This window comes from Catellatospora sichuanensis (assembly GCF_007483665.1).
Lineage (GTDB): Bacteria > Actinomycetota > Actinomycetes > Mycobacteriales > Micromonosporaceae > Catellatospora > Catellatospora sichuanensis.
This window is the reverse complement of record NZ_VIQO01000011.1, coordinates 139,455-157,239: the sequence shown is the minus strand read 5'-3', so window position 1 is coordinate 157,239 and position 17,785 is coordinate 139,455. Positions and strand designations below refer to the sequence as shown.

The 17,785-nt window shown below is 69.8% G+C and carries 15 protein-coding genes; 8 read left to right on the top strand and 7 right to left on the bottom strand.

Annotated features, from left to right (window positions below):
* Positions 1 to 69: 69 nt before the first annotated feature.
* Positions 70 to 1,074 (bottom strand): magnesium transporter CorA family protein, encoded by a 1,005-nt coding sequence (locus tag FLL47_RS22400; RefSeq protein WP_144122520.1) that lies wholly within the window; start codon positions 1,072 to 1,074, stop codon positions 70 to 72.
* Positions 1,075 to 1,151: 77 nt separating this feature from the next.
* The gene (locus tag FLL47_RS22395) at positions 1,152 to 1,793 is read right to left on the bottom strand and encodes a TetR/AcrR family transcriptional regulator (RefSeq protein WP_144122519.1); all 642 of its coding nucleotides are present in this window, start codon (positions 1,791 to 1,793) and stop codon (positions 1,152 to 1,154) included.
* 65 nt (positions 1,794 to 1,858) lie between these two features.
* Here FLL47_RS22395 and FLL47_RS22390 point away from each other — a divergent pair, with 65 nt between their 5' ends.
* From FLL47_RS22390 to FLL47_RS22375, 4 genes are all read left to right on the top strand, one after another.
* Positions 1,859 to 2,980: an FAD-dependent oxidoreductase gene (locus FLL47_RS22390; protein WP_186315843.1), complete on the top strand. Its 1,122-nt coding sequence runs from the start codon at positions 1,859 to 1,861 to the stop codon at positions 2,978 to 2,980.
* A 310-nt stretch (positions 2,981 to 3,290) separates the two neighbouring features.
* Positions 3,291 to 4,472 carry a glycosyltransferase family 4 protein gene (locus FLL47_RS22385; protein ID WP_246158463.1) on the top strand — a complete coding sequence of 394 codons (1,182 nt, stop codon included), beginning with the start codon at positions 3,291 to 3,293 and terminating at the stop codon, positions 4,470 to 4,472.
* A gap of 149 nt (positions 4,473 to 4,621) precedes the next feature.
* The gene (locus tag FLL47_RS22380) at positions 4,622 to 5,926 is read left to right on the top strand and encodes an outer membrane protein assembly factor BamB family protein (protein WP_144122517.1); all 1,305 of its coding nucleotides are present in this window, start codon (positions 4,622 to 4,624) and stop codon (positions 5,924 to 5,926) included.
* A 244-nt stretch (positions 5,927 to 6,170) separates the two neighbouring features.
* On the top strand, positions 6,171 to 6,869 hold the full coding sequence (locus tag FLL47_RS22375) for a M23 family metallopeptidase (RefSeq protein WP_246158420.1): 699 nt from the start codon (positions 6,171 to 6,173) through the stop codon (positions 6,867 to 6,869).
* Positions 6,870 to 7,017: 148 nt separating this feature from the next.
* On the opposite strand, the gene FLL47_RS22370 is transcribed toward FLL47_RS22375, so the two are convergent.
* The 3 genes from FLL47_RS22370 to FLL47_RS22360 form a co-directional block, all read right to left on the bottom strand.
* Positions 7,018 to 7,701: a DUF305 domain-containing protein gene (locus FLL47_RS22370; RefSeq protein ID WP_186315842.1), complete on the bottom strand. Its 684-nt coding sequence runs from the start codon at positions 7,699 to 7,701 to the stop codon at positions 7,018 to 7,020.
* A gap of 137 nt (positions 7,702 to 7,838) precedes the next feature.
* Positions 7,839 to 8,216, bottom strand: a complete 378-nt coding sequence (locus FLL47_RS22365; RefSeq protein ID WP_144122515.1) for a VOC family protein — start codon at positions 8,214 to 8,216, stop codon at positions 7,839 to 7,841.
* A gap of 78 nt (positions 8,217 to 8,294) precedes the next feature.
* The gene (locus FLL47_RS22360) at positions 8,295 to 10,298 is read right to left on the bottom strand and encodes an LVIVD repeat-containing protein (protein WP_222106142.1); all 2,004 of its coding nucleotides are present in this window, start codon (positions 10,296 to 10,298) and stop codon (positions 8,295 to 8,297) included.
* A gap of 174 nt (positions 10,299 to 10,472) precedes the next feature.
* Here FLL47_RS22360 and FLL47_RS22355 point away from each other — a divergent pair, with 174 nt between their 5' ends.
* From FLL47_RS22355 to FLL47_RS22345, 3 genes are all read left to right on the top strand, one after another.
* Positions 10,473 to 10,916 carry an NUDIX domain-containing protein gene (locus tag FLL47_RS22355; protein WP_144122514.1) on the top strand — a complete coding sequence of 148 codons (444 nt, stop codon included), beginning with the start codon at positions 10,473 to 10,475 and terminating at the stop codon, positions 10,914 to 10,916.
* 94 nt (positions 10,917 to 11,010) lie between these two features.
* Complete coding sequence (locus FLL47_RS22350; RefSeq protein ID WP_222106141.1) at positions 11,011 to 11,574, top strand: GAF domain-containing protein; 564 nt, start codon at positions 11,011 to 11,013, stop codon at positions 11,572 to 11,574.
* A gap of 42 nt (positions 11,575 to 11,616) precedes the next feature.
* Entirely contained in the window at positions 11,617 to 13,707 is a 2,091-nt protein-coding gene (locus tag FLL47_RS22345; RefSeq protein ID WP_186315841.1) for a putative bifunctional diguanylate cyclase/phosphodiesterase, read from the top strand.
* Here the strand turns inward: FLL47_RS22345 and FLL47_RS22340 are convergent.
* Positions 13,611 to 14,195: a GNAT family N-acetyltransferase gene (locus FLL47_RS22340; protein ID WP_144122512.1), complete on the bottom strand. Its 585-nt coding sequence runs from the start codon at positions 14,193 to 14,195 to the stop codon at positions 13,611 to 13,613. The two genes, FLL47_RS22345 and FLL47_RS22340, sit on opposite strands and share 97 nt — an antisense overlap.
* A 209-nt stretch (positions 14,196 to 14,404) precedes the next feature.
* On the opposite strand from FLL47_RS22340, the gene FLL47_RS22335 reads away from it, so the two are divergent.
* Positions 14,405 to 16,252 (top strand): sensor domain-containing diguanylate cyclase, encoded by a 1,848-nt coding sequence (locus FLL47_RS22335; protein ID WP_186315840.1) that lies wholly within the window; start codon positions 14,405 to 14,407, stop codon positions 16,250 to 16,252.
* A 63-nt stretch (positions 16,253 to 16,315) separates the two neighbouring features.
* On the opposite strand, the gene FLL47_RS22330 is transcribed toward FLL47_RS22335, so the two are convergent.
* Positions 16,316 to 17,758, bottom strand: a complete 1,443-nt coding sequence (locus FLL47_RS22330; RefSeq protein WP_144122510.1) for a sugar porter family MFS transporter — start codon at positions 17,756 to 17,758, stop codon at positions 16,316 to 16,318.
* Positions 17,759 to 17,785 lie beyond the last annotated feature (27 nt).

The window sequence follows — 17,785 nt, the reverse complement described above, 5'->3', positions numbered from 1 at the left end:
CGGCGCCCCCCGGACCCGGCGCCCGCCGCGGCCGGGCCACGTCGTCCCCGCTCCGCCCGGGTGCTGCGGTCAGAGCCAGTCCTTGCGCTTGAACAGGGTGTAGAGCAGAACCGACAGAATCGCGATGAGCGCGGTGGACACCACGACGCCGAGGCGGGTGCCGAAGCCCGGATAGGGCACGTTCTGGCCGTAGAAGCCGGTGATCGCGGTAGGCACCGCGATGATCGCCGCCCAGCTGGTCACCCGCTTCATGACCATGTTGATGCGGTTGGCCTGCATGATGAGGTTGCTCTCCACGGTCGTCGAGGCGAGATCCCGCAGCGATGCGCTCCACTCGTCGGCCCGCATGACGTGGTCGTAGACGTTCTGGAAGTACGGCTCCATCGTCTGGTCGACGACGTGCAGCCGGTGGTGCAGCAGTGAACTGAGGATGTCCTGCATCGGCAGCACCACCCGCCGGAGTTCGACCAGGTTCCGCCGCAGCTGGAACAGTCGGCGCTGGACCTCCTGGATCTGGGACCTGTGTTCGTCGAACAGCAGCTTCTCGAGTCCCTCGATGTCTTCGTCGAGCCGGTGGACCGCCGACAGGTGGCCGTCGACCATGTGGTCGAGCAGCCCGTAGAGCAGAAACGCGACGCCGTGCGGGGCGAGATCGGCAGCGGCGTCCCAGCGGGCCACGACCTGGGCCATGTCGAAGCCCTCATCCCGCCGCACCGTGATCAGGGCGCGCTCGGTGATGAACACCGTCACCTCGGTGAAGATCAGCGAGGTGGGCCCGGTGCCGAGCTCCACCGCATACGCGCTGAGCAGCAGATGGGTGGCGTAGCGGTCGAGCTTCGAGCGCTGCGGCCCTTGCAGGCAGTCCGCAACGGCCAGCTCGTGCAACCCGAACTCCGGTTCGAGCATGGCGAAATCGGCGAAGGTCGGCCGGCAGAGGTCCAGCCACACCACCGAGGCCGGATCCGCCAGGTGCTCGGGGATCTCGGCGGGCGCGAAATCCTGCAATACGCACGCGCCGCCGCGATACAGCCGCGTCCGGAACCGACGGCTCGACCCGGCCGAGGACGGTTCCATTCTTCAAGGTTAGAAACCGATCCTCACCGGGCGGGCGATATTTCGCACTTGCCCGGCGAAATGCCGGGACGCCGGCCTCAGCGAGCCGAAACGTCCCTCCCGGCGTCGCCTCCCGAGGCGAGACCCCCTTCGACGATGGCGACGGCGAGCGGCCGGACCGCCTCCGGCGTCACCAGCTCGACCGGGCCGGTCACCAGTGCGAACAGCGCTCCGCCGTACATCACGAGCATCGCCGGGATCGCGGCCGGCGGGATCGACAGGCCCACCTCGGCGTGGTGGTCGCCGGTGAACGCGGCCATCGCGGCCATCAGGTCGTCCATCGCCGCCGCCAGCGAGGGGCGGCGCAGGCTCTCCAGGCGCAGCTCGAAGATCGCGAGATACCTCTTGCGGTGCAGGCCCGCCGCGAGCAGGAGGGAACCGGCGATGAGCTCGATCGCGAGCGTGCGGCCGTCAGGGTCACCGGCGCGGCCGTCGGGGCCGGGCGCGGTCGGGCCCTGCGCCGCCTGCGCCATGTCGGCCTGGTGCTGCTCGATCACGCGCCGGGCCGTCGCCACGAGCAGGGCTTCGCGGGAGCGGAAGTAGTTCGACGCGGTGCCGGCCGGCAGCCCGGCCCTGTGGTCGACGGCCCGGTGGGTGACCCCGTGGACTCCGGACTCGACGAGCAGCTCGATGGCGGCGTCCCCGAGTTGCGCCCGCCGCTGTTCGTTGGGTGGTGGCACCCGGCCATCATATGGCACCATGCGTTGTACAACGATCGTAGTGAACGGTGTTTCGGAGGACTTTCGTGGAGATCTTGATCGCCGGTGGCGGCATCGGCGGCCTGGCCCTGGCCCGCGGCCTGATCGGCTCAGGCCACCGGGTACGTGTGCTGGAGGCGGCCCCGTCCCTGCGCACCGGCGGCGCAGCCGTCACGATCTTCAGCAACGGCGCCGCCGCGCTCGCCGGGCTCGGCGCACCACTCGAGGGCTTCGGCGGGAAGCTCCACGTCCTGCGGTTCGACACCGCCGACGGGTCGACGATGGTCACCGCCGACCTGGCCGCGGTCGCGCGCCGCATCGGCTTCCCGGTCGTGAGCACGCCCCGATCCCGGCTCGTCGAGCACCTCGCCCGGGGCGTGGAGGTCGAGTTCTCCCGGCAGATCGTCGACGTCGAGGTCCGCCCGGACGCGGTGACCGCGATCGACGCCACCGGCGAGCGCCACGAGGCCGACGTCGTGGTCGGCGCGGACGGCCACCGTTCCGCCGTACGCCGCGCGGTCCTCGACCCCGCGCCCGCCACCGAGAACGAATGGACCACCTGGCAGGGCCTGACCGTCGTGCTTCCCGAGCTGGCCGGGGGCACGACAGGAGTCTGCGTCGTGGGGCCGTCCGGCCTCGTCGGCATGCTGCCCTCCGGCGACGGGCTACTCCAATGGTGGTTCGACGTGCCGACGCCGCTGACGGGCTCACCCGCGGCCGCGCTCGCCGAGCGGTTCACCGGATACGGCCCGCTCGTCTCCGCGCTGCTGGAGCAGATCCGCGACGCGGACCTGGAGGCGTTCCGGCACGTGACGCACCACATTCCGGATCAGTGGGGACACGGCGGCGTGACGCTGCTCGGCGACGCCGCGCATGCCTTCCCGCCCACCCAGGCGCAGGGCGCCAACCAGGCGCTCGAAGACGCGTGGGTGCTCAGCCGGGTGCTGCGCGCGGCTCCGGCGTCGGTTCCGGACGCGCTGCGGCGCTACGAGAGTCTGCGGGCGCCGCGAGTGCGCAAGGTCTCCCGCCGAGCGGTGAGCGAACGGACCAACAAACCCGTTCCCGCGCCGGTACGTGCGCTCACCAGGCTCATCCCGTCCGGCGTCATCGCCTCGGCATACGCGGCGCAGCTCCGGGGCGTCAGCAGCGTGCTCAACGACGAATCCTGACGGCAGCCCGCCGAACATCCGCCCACCGCACGCGGGCGGGAAGTCCCACCTCCGGGCACTCCGGGCTGGGCGAGCGGCCGGAAGTCGTGCTCGACCGGCGGCCGCAACGGCCGCGCTGGTCCTGGTGGCCACGGGACTGTCCGTGCTCGGCGGCGCCGCGCCGGCCTTCGCCGCCGGGTGCCGGGCCGACCCGCGGTCAGCGCAGCCTGCCGAACAGCAGACGCAGCGCAGAACTACCACTAGCGGGTGATCCTTCGGCACATCGGCATGATCTGCCCGGGTCGCGGATACTGGCTTCGCCGTGACGAACATGCTGGTGAAGGGCGGAGACGATGCGCCCGGATCACTTCTGAGGGTGCGGTGCGACCCACCCGCCGACAACACGGCCCCACTCAAGATCGCGATGATCGCCCCGCCGTACTTCGACGTGCCGCCGACGGCGTACGGCGGCATCGAGGCGGTCCTCGCCGACCTGTCCAATGCCCTGGTCGAACTCGGCCACCAGGTGACCGTTGTCGGTGCCGGCCGCGACGGCACCGAGGCGCGGTTCTGGCAGGTGTGGGAGCGGGCCGTGCCGGAACGGCTGGGCGAGCCGGGACCGGAGATCATCTACGCGACCTTGACCCGGCGGGTGGTGCAGAAGCTGGTCGAAGCGGGCGAGGTCGACATCGTGCACGACCACACGTTCGCCGGGCCGCTCAACGCCCCCGCGTACGACGCGATGGGCCTGCCCACGGTCGCCACCGTGCACGGGCCGGTCGACTCGGAGCTGCGCGGCTACTACCAGACCCTGGGCCGCGACATTTCCCTGGTGGCGATCAGTGCCCGGCAGCGCTCACTGGCTCCGGAACTGAACTGGATCGGCACCGTCCACAACGGGCTGCGTCCGGCCGACTGGCCGTTCCAGCGGGAGAAGAAGGACTACGCGCTGTTCCTGGGCCGGTTCAACGCCGACAAGGGCGCGCACACCGCCGTGCTCGCCGCGCACGCGGCCGGGCTGCCGCTGATCCTGGCCGGCAAGTGCGCCGAACCGGCCGAGCAGAAGTACTACGCCGAGCAGGTCGAGCCGCTGCTCGTGCCGGACGACCGGATGATCGGCGTCGCCGACGCGACACTCAAGCGTGAGCTGCTGGCAAACGCCCGGTGCCTGCTGTTCCCCGTGCAGTGGGAGGAACCTTTCGGCATGGTGATGATCGAAGCGATGGTATGCGGCACGCCCGTGGTGGCGCTGCGCGCCGGAGCGGTGCCCGAGGTCGTACGGCACGGCGTCACAGGATTGGTCTGCCGTCAGCAGAGCGAGCTGCCTGCGGCGCTGCACGCTGCCGCAAGACTGGATCCGGTGCAGTGCCGTGAGCATGTCGTGCGCAGCTTCAGCGCCCAGCGGATGGCGGCCGGGTACGTGCAGGCATACCGGGCCGCGCTGGCTCAGCGGCGGCGGGACCCCTGCTTCGAGACACAGCATGTCCGCCTGACGCCTGAATCGGCAGGTTGAGCGGCCCTGCACCGACGTCCGCGCCGGCACGCGGACCCTGCGATGCGCTGTCGGGAGTCAGGAACATGCCCGCCGGGAACCTGCTGGACTAGTCTGCGCTCACTTGTGCGGTGGTGACTGTTCACGTCTCGGCGGGGAGGCTGCGGGTGATGCCTGAGATCATCGAGCTGGGTGAGGACCGGGCCGATCCGGATCCAGCGACCGGGCCGCGCGCACCGGCCCGCTATCTCAGGCCGGTGGCGCTGGCCGTCGTGCTGCTGCTCACCGGTGCGATCGGAGCCGCGGCACCGGTGACGCCGATGCTCACGCAGGTCGCGGTGCTGGCCCTCGGCGATGCCGGCGAGATGCGCGTCGACGTCGTCGATCCACTACGTGACCTGCTCGTGGTACGCAGCGACGACGCGCTGTCGGCGTACGAGATGGACGACGGCTCGTTGCGCTGGCGGCTGCCGCACGCCATGGGCCGCCAGCGCAGCATCGTGGCCGTCCCGCAGGTGCCGGACGTGCTGGTCGTCACCGAGGACTTCGCGGACGGCGGCACGTATGTCGCGGCCGTCGAGCTCGAAACCGGAGCCGTCCGCTGGAGCACGCGACACGACGTCTGGGTCGTCGGCGCGTACGCGCTGGAAAGCACGGACTTCACTGTGCCGGACGGCGAGACGTCGCAGGCCACGCCGGCCCCGATGGGGCTGACAGTGCGCGAATTGAGCACCGGCCGGGTGCGGTGGGTCCTGCGGGGCACGCCATTCGCCGCGGCCGACGAGGCGAGGCTGGAGGCGTGGTCGGTCTCGCTGCACGGCGAGTTCACGGTGTACGACCTGGGCAGCGGCCGTGCGCTGCGCACCGGCGCGGTCGCGTTCCCGCCCGGCACCCCGCAGTTCGCGACGGTGTACGGCGGGATGCTGGTGCTGTCCGCCCGCCTGCCCAACGGCGAGAACCTGGAGACCAGGTACGACACGCGGACCCTGCGCGTGATCGCCGCGCCCGTTTCCCCGCTGCGGTTCGCGTGCGGCGACTACGTGTGCGAGGTCGGAGACGACGGCGGCGTGCGCACACCGCTGGCGGTGCTCGACCGGGACACCCTGACGGTGCGCTACCGGCTCCCTCCCGACGTGCATCTGATACCGAGTGCGCAGGGCGCGATCACGGTCCGTGCGGACGGGTCGGCGGTGCTCGGCGCGCCCGCCGACCGGCTGATCGACCTGGACGACGGACACCCGCTGCTCGACCTGACGGGATGGGAGGTCCAGCTCGCGTTCGACGGCAGCGGCGAGGCGCTGCTGGTACGGCGGACGCCCGACGGCGTCCAGCTCGCCCGGATCGAGGACGGGCAGGTCCGGCTGCTGGGCACGCTGCCGCCGGTGCAGCGGTGCTTCAACACGCGGCAGCGGGTCGCCTGTGTTTACGACGGCAACCGGCTGGGGGTATGGAGTATCGCCGCGACCGCGTCCTGAGCAAGGCGAACCGCCGCAAGGGTGGACGGCCCGAAGGAGACGTTCGTCACTCGCCGTGTCCGACAGCCGTGGTGACTGACGGCGGCTCCGGCCTGCACCATCGACCGCGGCCGTTACGTGCAGTGATCATGCGGTGACGCCGTCGTGTTTGTCGGTGCTGTCGTGGCTCGTTAGGTTGGTGGCCGCATCACGGTTGAACCGACTCCGGCTGGTCCGGAGACCACCCGACAGCTATGGAGCGTTCGTGACCTACCGGCCAGAGCTGCTGAAGGAAAGCGAGCGCTACCGCGGCCGCCGTCGTGCCCCGGTGCCTTCGCGCCGCAGGTACGCCGCCGTGCTCGCGACCGCCGCGGTCGGTGCAGGGGCGGTGGTGCTCAGCTCGGGAGCGGCCATCGAGGACGCCAAGACCGACCCTGTCGCCTCCGGTGAGGTCGCCGCCTACGCCCAGTCGCAGGGATCGGGCGCCCGTGCCGATGCCGCCGAGCGCGCCAACCGCAGCGACGAGCGCGCCACGGCCACGGAGGCCGGCAGCGCCGACGGCTGGGTGCTGCCGGTGCACGAGTACGAGCTGCGCACCCGCCACGGCGACCCGAGTCAGGGGATCGACCTGACCGGCCTGCCCGAGGGCACGCCCTTCGCGGTCGTGCACGAGGGCACGGTGGTGCAGGCGGGCTGGAACGGTGCGTTCGGCTACTCGGTCATCGTCGACCACGGCGACGGCGTGCAGACCGTGTACGCGCACGCCAGCAAGGTCCTGGTCAAGGTCGGCCAAAAGGTGGCTGCCGGCGAGGAGATCGCGTTGCTGGGCAATACCGGCCTGTCCCGCAGCCCGCACCTGCACCTGGAGGTGCACGTCGACGGCGCGGCGCAGAACCCGCTGACCTGGTTCCAGAAGCGCGGTCTCGACTTCGACCTGGAGATCGAAGCGCCCTACGGGGCGTGACCGCGACACCTCGCCGCGAGGTGGATCTGAGCCAGGTCGTGGCGGTGAGGCCGGGGAGCCCGTCGCGTGGTGCAGCCCGTCGATCTCTGGGCTGTCGACACCTTCGACGTGCCGTCGTCGGCGACGACCCCCTCACGCCCGCACGGCGTCAGACCGCGAGCCCGCCGAGCACTTCCTCCATGCGGCGGATCTCGATCTGCTGGTCGGCGTTGACGTCACGGGCGAGCCGGTCGCTCGACGGTTCGATGCCGCCACCGGCCTGGTACAGCTGGTCGACCATGGTCACCGCACCCTGGTGATGCCGGATCATGTAGGCGAGGAAGAGCCGGTCGAACGCCGGGCCCTTCGCCTCCGCGAGACGAGTCAGGTCGGTCTGGTCGAGCATGCCAGGCATCAGCTCGCCGTGGCCGACATGGTTGGCGTGCGGCGACGGCAGCGCCTCCCGCCGGCTCACCAGCCACTGCTCCATCAGCGTGATCTCGTCCTGCTGCGAGATCGCGATCCGTGCCGCCAACTGCGCGACGTCGGTGTTCTGGCTGCGCCCGGCCACCAGTGCGGTCATCTCCAGCGCCTGCCTGTGGTGCGGGATCATCTTTCGCATGAACTCGGTGTCCGCCGCGTCGTGCGGCGGCGCGGACAGCCGGGCGACGTCTTCGGGCGAGAGTGTGCGCGCGGACTGGCCGGGTGCGCCCGGCTGGACGACACGGAGCGTGGGACCGGCCTCGACCGGGCCGGAGTCGTCGCCCGACAGCATGACGACCGCGAACACCGCGAGACCGGCCGCGACCGTGGCGGCCACGGCGGCGCTGACGAGGCGGCGTGATAGGAGCATGAACCAAGACGTTAGCCGATGTACGGCACGCACGGCGAGCATCGGATCATCCCTCGGCCGTCCGTCCGCGTTCGGGTCACGGCGACAGCGTCCACGTGCGACGGTAGGCCCCTGGCGTGACGGCGTGCGGGTGCCGGTCAGCCGCCGTAGGGACGGGTGATGATCTCGAGGTTGTGCCCGTCGAGGTCTTCCCAGTAGAGGCCGCGGCCGCCGTCGTTGTGGTTGATCTCGCCGGGTCGGCTGTGGAACGGGTCGGCCCAGAACGGCAGCCGGTGGGCGCGGATGCGTTCCCAGATCTGGTCGAACTCGTCCTCGGTCACCAGGAACGCGTAGTGCTGGGTGCGGATCGGGCCGTCGGCACGGACGACGTCGAGCGAGACGCCGTTGGCCAGCTGGACGACCCGGAACGGGCCATAGCTCGCGGCCGGTGCGAGGCCGAGCAGATCGACCAGGAAGTCCGCGGTCCGGTCCCGGTCGGTGGCCATGACGATCGTGTGATTGAGCTGTACGGGCATGACGTCTATATTGCCCGAAACGTTGAGGGGGGCGGCCCGCCGAAGCCGGTGGGCCGCCCCTCGATATCTGCGTCGCGCTCAGTCGAGCGTGGCGCACTGGCCGGTGGCGGGGCCGTTGACCGTGTCGGCCGCACCGAGGTTGATCGGCTCGGGGGAGTTGCCGGAGCAGGCGAGGGGGCCGTTGATCGTGCTGTCCGCGACGATCGGCTCCACGCCGGGGGTCTTGTTGCCCGACAGGGAGACCGGTCCGTGCACGGTCGAGTCGACCACCGCCACGCTGCCCGTGGCACCGGAGACGGCCACCGGACCGCGGACTGTGCTGTGGTAGAGGTGCACCGCGGCCGCCGACGACGCCGACACGGGCCCGGAGATCGTCGAGTCGATCACGAGCAGCGTCGCGCCCCTGCGCACCGAGACCGGGCCGTTGACGGTCGCGCCGTCGAGGCAGGTCACCCCCGATACCGTCAGCGGGCCGGGGTGGCGGCCGTCGATGGTCGTGGTGCAGGTGCGGGCCAGCTGGTCGAAGCGCGCCCGGGCGACCGCGAAGCTCGGCGCCCAAGTGATCTTCGTCTGGCGCTGAGCGTTGAACTCGGGCAACTGGACCTGCCGGGCCGCCGCGATCTCCGCCTCGGTCAGGTGCGTGCTCGGCTTGAGACCGAAGACGTCGAAACCGCGCGCGATCTCGCTGCCGTAGACCTCGCCGTTGTACCAGTACGCGGACCACATGCCGCCCAGCACCAGTCCGGTGGCCGAGATCGGACCGCGGTCGAAGTACGCGATCTCCTTCGGGTGCGCCGAGTCGGTGTAGTCGACCAGTGAGATGCCGCCCTGATACCAGGCCTGGACAATGATGTCGCGACCCGGCACCGGGATCAGTGAACCGTTGTGCGCGACGCAGTTCTCGGTCACCGTCTGGGGCACCGGCAGCTTGTAGTAACTGCGGAACTCCATCCTGCCGTCGACGATGTCGAAGACCGCGTTCGCGCCCCAGCTGGCCTGGTCGGTCGGGCGGCACCGGGCCCCCGTGCCGCCACCCCACTCGTCGGTGAAGATCACCTTCTTGCCGTCGTTGGTCAGCGTCGCCGAGTGCCAGTAAGCGAAGTTGGGATCGGCGACCTCGTCCAGGCGTACCGGGTTGGCGGGGTCGGAGATGTCGATCAGGATGCCGTTGCCCTCGCAGGCCCCCGCCGCCAGACCGAGGTCGGGGTAGGCGGTGATGTCGTGGCAGGCGGCGGTGATGGGCGTGGGACCCCAGTTCATGCCGGACGGATGCGTCGGGGCCGGCGGCGTGTTCTGCAGCCCGTTGACCGCGCCGGTCCCGGGGTCGGCGAACAGCCGCGGCCCGTTGACGACGGCCGCCGAGGCGGGACTGGCGACCGGGACCTTGATGACGTCGATGCGCCAGCGTGACGGGTTCTCGCCGTCGGCCGGGTTGTTGTTGCAGCCCGCCATCGTGGCCACCGGACGCACACCGGCGGTGCCGGACACGTACACGTACACATTGCTCGGGTCGTCCGGGTCGGTGACCACGGAATGCGTGTGCGAACCGCGGCAGAGCTGAACGGCCGCGACCTGCGTCGGCGTGGTGATGTCGCTGATGTCGAACACGCGCACGCCCTGGAAGCGTTCGCCGACGGTCGGGTTCGTGCCGCAGTCGACGCGAGCGCGGCTCTCCTCGACCGACATGAACAGCAGATCGCCGTGGACCGACACGTCGCCCTGCCCGCCGGGGCAGACGACGCTCGTCACGACCGACGGCGCCGCCGGGTCGGAGATGTCGAAGACGTTGAACCCGTTGAAGTTACCCATGATCGCGTAGTCGCCGGTGAACGCGAGGTCCGATGCGACGAATCCGAAGTCGCCGGGGTTCGCGGGGTTGACGAAGCCGGGTGGTTTGTCGACGTGGGCCAGGTGTTCGAGGTTGCTGATCGCGGTCTGCGCGTCGAGCCAGCCTGGGCCGAGGCCGATGCGGGGGTCCGGGTCGTCGGCGGAGGCCACGCCCGGTGTCAGTCCGGCGAGGAGCACGGCGGCCGCGGTGGCGGCCAGTGCGCTGCGGATGGTGCGTCTGGAGGTGAACGCCATGTGTCGCGCCTCTCGGGTCGAGGGAGGGGGGCTCAACTCGGCGCGGCATGTAATGAGTGGGACAGTCGCCGCACCTCACGGGACGCTATCGAAGGATGGCGATCAAGGCAAGGGCGATGGCCGTCCGCTGCGCCGGGGCAGCGCATCCTGCTCATCCTTGGCACGATCGCGCCCATGAGCATCGAAGGAATGACGGTACGGGCGGCGTCCGGCATCGTGGTCCAGGACGAGTCCGGCAGGGTGCTCCTGCTGTGTCGGAGCGGCGAAGGCACCTGGGGCCTGCCCGGCGGAGGTGTGGAGCCCGGCGAGACATGGGAGCAGGCCGCGGTGCGTGAATGCCGTGAGGAGACCGGCTGGGACGTCAGCATCCATGGCCTTCTCGGCATCTACAGCGATCCGGCCACACAGACGCACCGCTATCCCAGCGGTAGGACCGTGCACTTCGTCGGCGCCGTGTTTCTCGGGTCACCCCTGCACCGGGTGTTCGAGGTGGACGGCGAAGCCGCGCAGGTCGGCTGGTTCCCGCTCGACGAACTTCCGGAGCCGCTGTTCGGGCCGGACGTCCCGGTGCTCAGGGATGCCGGACGCAGGTCGGCTGGGCCGCCGTTCGTCGCGTAGCCCAAGGAGCTCCTGCAACGAGCGGTGGCGGTTCGATCGATCGGGTCGTCCTGGCGGGTGGCATGCGCGCCTGTTTCGACCGGTATATTGATATTTGACAAGCCAAGAGTGGGAGGGGCGGATGATGCAGATTAATTCGGTCAGTCCCATTGAATGGGCGATCGACATGCTGGACGAGGCGAAAACGGCCGACGACGTCCAGACCGCTCTTCGATGCAGCGCTCGAGCCGCAGTCCAGGCACAGGGCGTGACCATCGTTCAGCTCGAGGACGGTGAATGCCACTACCTGTGCGAGGACGCGATGAGCCCGCTGTGGGCGGGCCAGCGATTCCCCGCCACGTCGTGCATCAGCGGATGGGCGATGCTCCACGATCAGACCGTCGTCATCCCGGACATCCGCACCGATGCTCGTATCCCGCAGGCCGCCTACCGCCCGACTTTCGTCCGGAGCCTGCTCATGGTGCCTATCCGCGTCGCAGGGTCGCCGGTCGGCGCGGTCGGCGCCTACTGGGCGGACCTGCACCAGGCGACCGGTGACGAGGTGGCCACCCTGGAGAGGCTCGCCGACGCGGCGGGCCGGGCACTGGCAAAGGTCCCGGCCCCCGTCGGCCGATCAGGCGCAGCTCGCGGCCTGGCCGACGGCGCCCTGCCCGTGTGAGACGGGGCCGGAAAGCCTGCGGCGGCGAGGATGACCGCCCACATGCGAGACGTCTTCCCACCGCCGCCCGAGCGGGCTGAGGCCGACGGGGCGCTGCGCGATGCCGCGGCCGAGTTCGCCGTGGCAGCGGGTGCCGAGGACGTCGTCGCGGCGCTGGATCGGGCCGTCAGCAGGCTCACTCCGCCTGGTTCATCGCACGAACTGCGCATCCGGCTGCTGGAGGACTCCGCACTGGCGGCCTGCCGGCGGCCGGACAGCGGCGAACCGGGGGCGCTCCTGCCGATCGAGGTGGACATCCCCGGGGCCGGGCCGGTCGGCATACTTCTGGTCGACCCGGTCACCGCGGCCACACCCCACCTGCGGCCGCTCCTCGAGGCCTTGTCGGCGCAGGCTGCGCTGGCGATGGAGAGAATACGGCTGGCCGCCGAAGTGGGCCGGTATCGCAGCTTCCGCGAAATCGAAGCGTTGATGGAGCAGACCCACGACGTGGTGTTGATCGTCGACGGGGATGACTGCATCCGATACGCGAGCCCGTCGGCCCGCAACGTCTTCGGCACGTCCGCGCTCCGTCATGTCAAACTGGTCGACTTCATCGACGCCGCGCAACGACCGGCGGCCGATTTCCTCCTGCGACATGTGCGCTCCGGTGTCGCAGGTGCGGGGGAGAGCCGCGCGGACTGGACCATCCGGGCACTGGACGGCCGGGCGCCGGTGGTCGAAGTCACCTGCCGGGAGTTGCACCCGGGGGACGCGGCACGGGACGTGGCGCTCACCTTGCACGACGTGACCGCGCAGCGGCGGCTCGAACACGACCTGACCGAGCGCATGTTCCACGACTCCCTGACCGGCCTGCCCAACCGTGTGCTGTTCGCCGAGCGCACCGAACACGCCGTCGCCGCGGATGACGGGCTCCTCGCCGTCCTTCTCGTCGATCTCGACGACTTCGGTTCCGTCAACGACAGCTTCGGCCACGCCGTCGGGGACGAGGTCCTCCACCAGGTGAGCCGGCGGCTCCGCGACGTCATCGGCGGTCACGGCGTCGCCGCCCGGTTCGGCGGCGACGAATTCGCCGCACTGGTCCAGGGTGCCGGCACCGCGGCGGAAGTCGAGGACACCGCGCGTCACCTCTGCCATTCGCTGGGCGCACCCATCCGCACCAGCGGGGGCACGGTCGTCGTCTGCGGCGCGAGCATCGGGGTCGCCACCACCGCGCACGCCCGCAACGTGCACGAACTGCTCCGCAACGCCAACCTGGCACTGCGGGCCGCGAAGTCCGCCGGGGCCGGGCATTGGCGCGGGTACGAGCCGTCCATGACCGACCGGGCACGGCAATCGGAACTGCGCGCGGACCTGGGCCGGGCGGTCGGCGATGGGGCACTGTTCCTCGAATACCAGCCGATCGTGGCGCTCGGCACCGGTCGCACCGTCGGATTCGAGGCTCTGCTGCGCTGGCAGCACCCGACGCATGGCAGGCTCCCGCCTGGTGAGTTCATCGAGATCGCCGAGGAGTCGGGACTGATCGTCCCGATCGGCGAATGGGTGCTGGCCACGGCGATGCGAGCGGCTTGCCGGTGGCACACCGCGGGGCAGGTTCGTGCCCCGTACCTCAGCGTCAACGTCTCGGCGCAGCAGTTCCGCTCGGACGGCTTCGTCGACACCGTTGCGCACCTGCTCACGCAGACCGGTCTGCCGGCACATCGGATCGTGCTGGAGATAACCGAGAGCCTGCTGCTGCGCGACGACGACAAGGTATGGCACGCGCTCGAACTGCTGCGGGCCAGGGGCGCCAGGGTCGCCATCGACGACTTCGGCACCGGCTACTCCGCCCTGGGCTATCTGCGACAGGTGCCCCTCGACATCGTCAAACTCGACCGCCTGTTCGTCAGGGGCCTCACCACCTCCCGCAGGCAGCGGGACCTGGTGGAGGGGATCGTCACGCTGACCCGGGCATTGAACCTCGACATCGTGGCGGAGGGGATCGAGACCGAGCACCAGCGTCAGGCTTCCGTCGCTACTGGCTGCGCCTACGGCCAGGGCTACCTCTTCGCCACCCCCATGCCCGAAGCGGAGACGCTCGCATGGCTAGCCGAAGAGCAGGCGGCCTTCGCGAAGAGTTCGTTCGGGCCGTCGTAGTACCTCGTCGTACGACCCAGGTGAGCCATGCCCAGCCGTCGGCAGACGGCCTGGGAGGCATGGTTGTCGGGAGCGGTGACAGCGAGGACCTTCACCAGGCCCCGGTTGAACGCGTCGTCCAGGACGGCCCGGGCCGCTTCGGTGGCGTAGCCGTGTCCCCAGGCATCCGGATGCAGGTGCCAGCCGATCTCGACATCGTCCGGGCCTCCTTTGACTTCGCCGGCCGACAGCGGAATCGGCTTGAGCAGGAGGTTTCCGACCAGTTGTCCGTTTGTGGCAGTCGTGACGGCCCAGATCCCTTGGATCGGGTCGTCGATGGCGCGCCGCCGTGCGATCGAGGCGAGCGCATCCTCGCGGGTGCTCATGCTCGTGGGACGCGCACCCAGGAAGCGTACGACGTCCCAGCGTGACTCGAGATCGAGCAGGAAGTCGGCGTCCGTGTCTCGCCAGGGACGTAGCAGCAGGCGAGCGCTGGTTATGGTGCGCACGCAGGCGAATCTAGCCGATGCCGAGCACCTGTCCCGGCGACAGCCTATTATGCCCTTTTAGTCACATTTGGCCTGGGTCGCGCCTTGGGGCATTCTGGGGACGAAGGCTGCGGTGTTCGGAGGCGGTCCGTATGTCAACAGACGTAAGTTCCGGCACCGTCGCCGGCGGGAACACAGGCCCGCCCAAGGCCGCCCACCACCGTTGGTGGATGGGGTACGCGGGCTTGTCGCTGGCGTTGCTTGTGGCGTACTTCGCCGCGGCCGGCGCAGGTCTGGCGCAGGCGCTGATATTCGCCGCCTCGAACCTGGCCGCTGTCGTGGCGATCCTGGTCGGCATCCGGATGAACCGGCCCACCTGCCCCGGCGCCTGGTATCTGCTCGCCGCCGGGCAGGCGGCGTACCTGGTGGGAAACGTGTGCTGGTACGTGATAGCAGCCGCGGAAGGCAGAGCGACCGTCTTCCCGTCGCCGGTAGTGGAGATATTCCTGTTCTCGTACCTGCTCAATGCGCTGGCGCTGCTGCGGCTCATCCGAGCCCGGCGTGCGGGCAGGGACTGGTCGGCGCTGCTCGACGCCCTCATCGTCACCATCGCGTTCACCAGCGCCTATTTCGTGCTCCTCGTCGCACCCCTGCTCGCTGCGTCGCAAATTTCCCGGTATGCCCAAGTCCTCGCGGGCGTCTATCCGTTCCTGGACATGGTCTTCTTCCTGCTGGCGACCAGGTTGTTCTTCGGCGCCGGGACCTCCCGGCGCGCGCTGGCGCCGCTCGCCGCCTGGGCGGCCGCCCTGTTCCTGGCGGACGTGACCTACGGCCTTCAGCAGGTGCAGGGCGTCGGCGAGGACGGCGACTGGCTGTTCTACGGCTACCTGGCGTCGTTCCTTTTCGTGGGCGTGGCCGCGCTCCATCCATCGATGCGGGACATCGCCGCTCATCGCGAGCAGGCCGATGTGGCCGGCCGCCTACGGCTGGTCGCGCTCGGTCTCTGCGGTCTCGCGGTGCCGGTGCTGGTGGTCGACTCGGTGCGGGACGGGCAGCGCATCGAGCCGATCGTGCTCTCCTGCGCCTCGGCGATCATGTTCATCCTGCTCATGCTGCGTGTGGGCGACCTGCTGTCGAAGATCGTCACCGCGGGCCGCCGCGAGCACACACAGCTCCAGCAGTTTCTCGAGGCGATACCTATCGGTGTGGACGTCCGCGACGCGGCCACCGGCCGGCCCGTGTACGTCAACCAGGTAGCCGGACGCATCCTCGGATACGACCCGGGGCAGGTCTTCGTGCCCGCGGAACTGCCCAACCTCTACAGCGGTGGCACCGATGAGCCCTTGCCGCCCGAGCGGCTTCCGGCGACTCTTGCGCGGCAGGGCCAGGTCGTGACCGCCGACGACATCGAGGTCGAACGGGATGCACAGCGTCGGCAGTTGCGGGTGGTGGCGACGCCGATCCGCGACGGCGAGCAGGTCCGCTACGTGCTGACCGCCTTCGCCGACATCACCGAGGAGCGCCGGATGGCCGAAGAGCTACGGCAGCTCTCGGTGATCGACGAACTGACCGGGGTCAACAACCGCCGGGGTTTCCTGCTCGCCGCCCGCAACGAACTGGCGCTGGCTGAACGGGCATGCCGGCCGGGGGTGCTGCTATTCATCGATCTTGACGGGCTGAAGAAGATCAACGACACCTACGGCCACGGGGTCGGGGACCATGCCCTGGAAAGCGCGTCCAAGCTGCTGCGGGCCAACATCCGCCGCCGCGATGTGCTGGGGCGGATCGGCGGTGACGAGTTCTGCGTGCTGCTGACCGAGGCGAGCCGGCTGTCCGACGTCGACCTGTGGGCAGGACGGCTGCGCGAACAGGTGGCCCGGCACAATGACACGAGCCGCCAGCCGTATCGGCTCGCGCTCACCGTGGGGGCGACGATCTTCGACCACGACACCCCCGACACGGTCGAGGAGCTGATCGCTCGCGCTGACGCGGCCATGTACCAGGCCCGCGAGCAGGATGAAGGTCAGGACTCCGAGGGGCCGGTCCGGATCCTGGGGCCGACCGTTTCCAGAGACTGAGTGTCGACAGCGCTCACGCCGACCCGCACGACGAATGTTCTGGTCGTCGTGCGGGATGTCTTGTCACGACGTGGCGGCCGGGTGCTTGGCGGCTGCCTTGGTCGTCCACATCTGCTGGATCTGTTCGAGGGTGCGGCCCTTGGTCTCGGGTTGCAGCTTCCAGACGAAGACGAAGGTGACCGCGCACATGACGGCGAAAAGGAAGAAGACGCCCGACTCGCCGATCCAGTCGACCAGGGTCAGGAAGAAGCGGGTGACGAGCCAGGCGGCGCCCCAGTTGGCGGCGGTGGCGATGGCGACGCCACGGCCGCGGACGAAGCCGGGGTAGATCTCGTTGATGACGGTCCACACCACGGGCCCGAGCGAGAAGGCGAAGCTGGCGATGAAGACCACCATCGCGACCAGCAGGATGACCCCCGCGTCACTGGGGGTGTTGGCGGTCGCGCCGGTGGTGGCCGTGGCGATCTTGTCGAGGTATCGGAAGGACAGGCTCATCACGAGCAGGGACAGGCCCATGCCGATGAGACCGGCGAACATCAGCGGTCTGCGGCCCAGCCGGTCGACGTAGGCGACGGCGATGAGGGTGGCCAGCACGTTGACGACGCCGATGGACCAGGTGGTGGCAGCGGTCTGCTGCTGCGGTGTGCTGAACCCGGCCGCCGCGAAGATCTTGTCGGAGTAGTAGATCACCGCGTTGATGCCGGTGAACTGCTGGAAAATCGCCAGGCCGACACCGAGCACGAGCGGGGCCCGCCACTTCGCTGCGAATACCTCGCCCCAGGACGCCTGCTCCGTGCCCAGGCTGGCTTTGATGTCGCGCAGGTTCGCGTCGACGTCCTCGTCGGGACGCACCTTGCGGATCGCGTCGACGGCCTTGTCCCGCTGCCCGGTCTTCATGTACCAGACCATGGAGTCCGGCAGCGGGAACATGGCCAGGATCAGCAGGACGCCGGGCACGACCGACAGGCCGAGCATGAGCCGCCACTGGCTGCCCGACGACAGCAGCTCGTCGACGATGTCGGCGATGAGGATGCCGAACGTGATCGCGAGCTGGTACATGGACACGAACCGGCCGCGCAGCCGCGTGGGCGCCATCTCGGCCGCGTACAGCGGCGCGGCCAGCGACGCGACGCCGACGCCGAACCCGACGACGAGGCGCCCGACGATCATGACGCCGGTGCCCGGTGCCAGGGCTTCGATGAGGGCGCCGATGGTGAACAGGACGGCGGCCCAGATGACCGTGACCCGGCGGCCGAGCTTCTCCGCCATGACACCGGCGGCCAGGGCGCCGAACAGCGCCCCCAGCGTCACCCAGCTCGTGATGATCTCGATGACGAACGTGCTCGGATGGAACGTGTCCTCGATGCCGTTGAGCGCGCCGCCGATGACACCCTGGTCGTAGCCGAACAGCAGGCCTGCGAGCATGACGACCGCGCCGACGAAGACCAGCCACTTGGTGATTCTGTGCTTGGGCTCCGCTACATCGTCGGCGCCGAGAGAAACCATGTCCAGCCCTCCGTCGAGGTCGGTGGT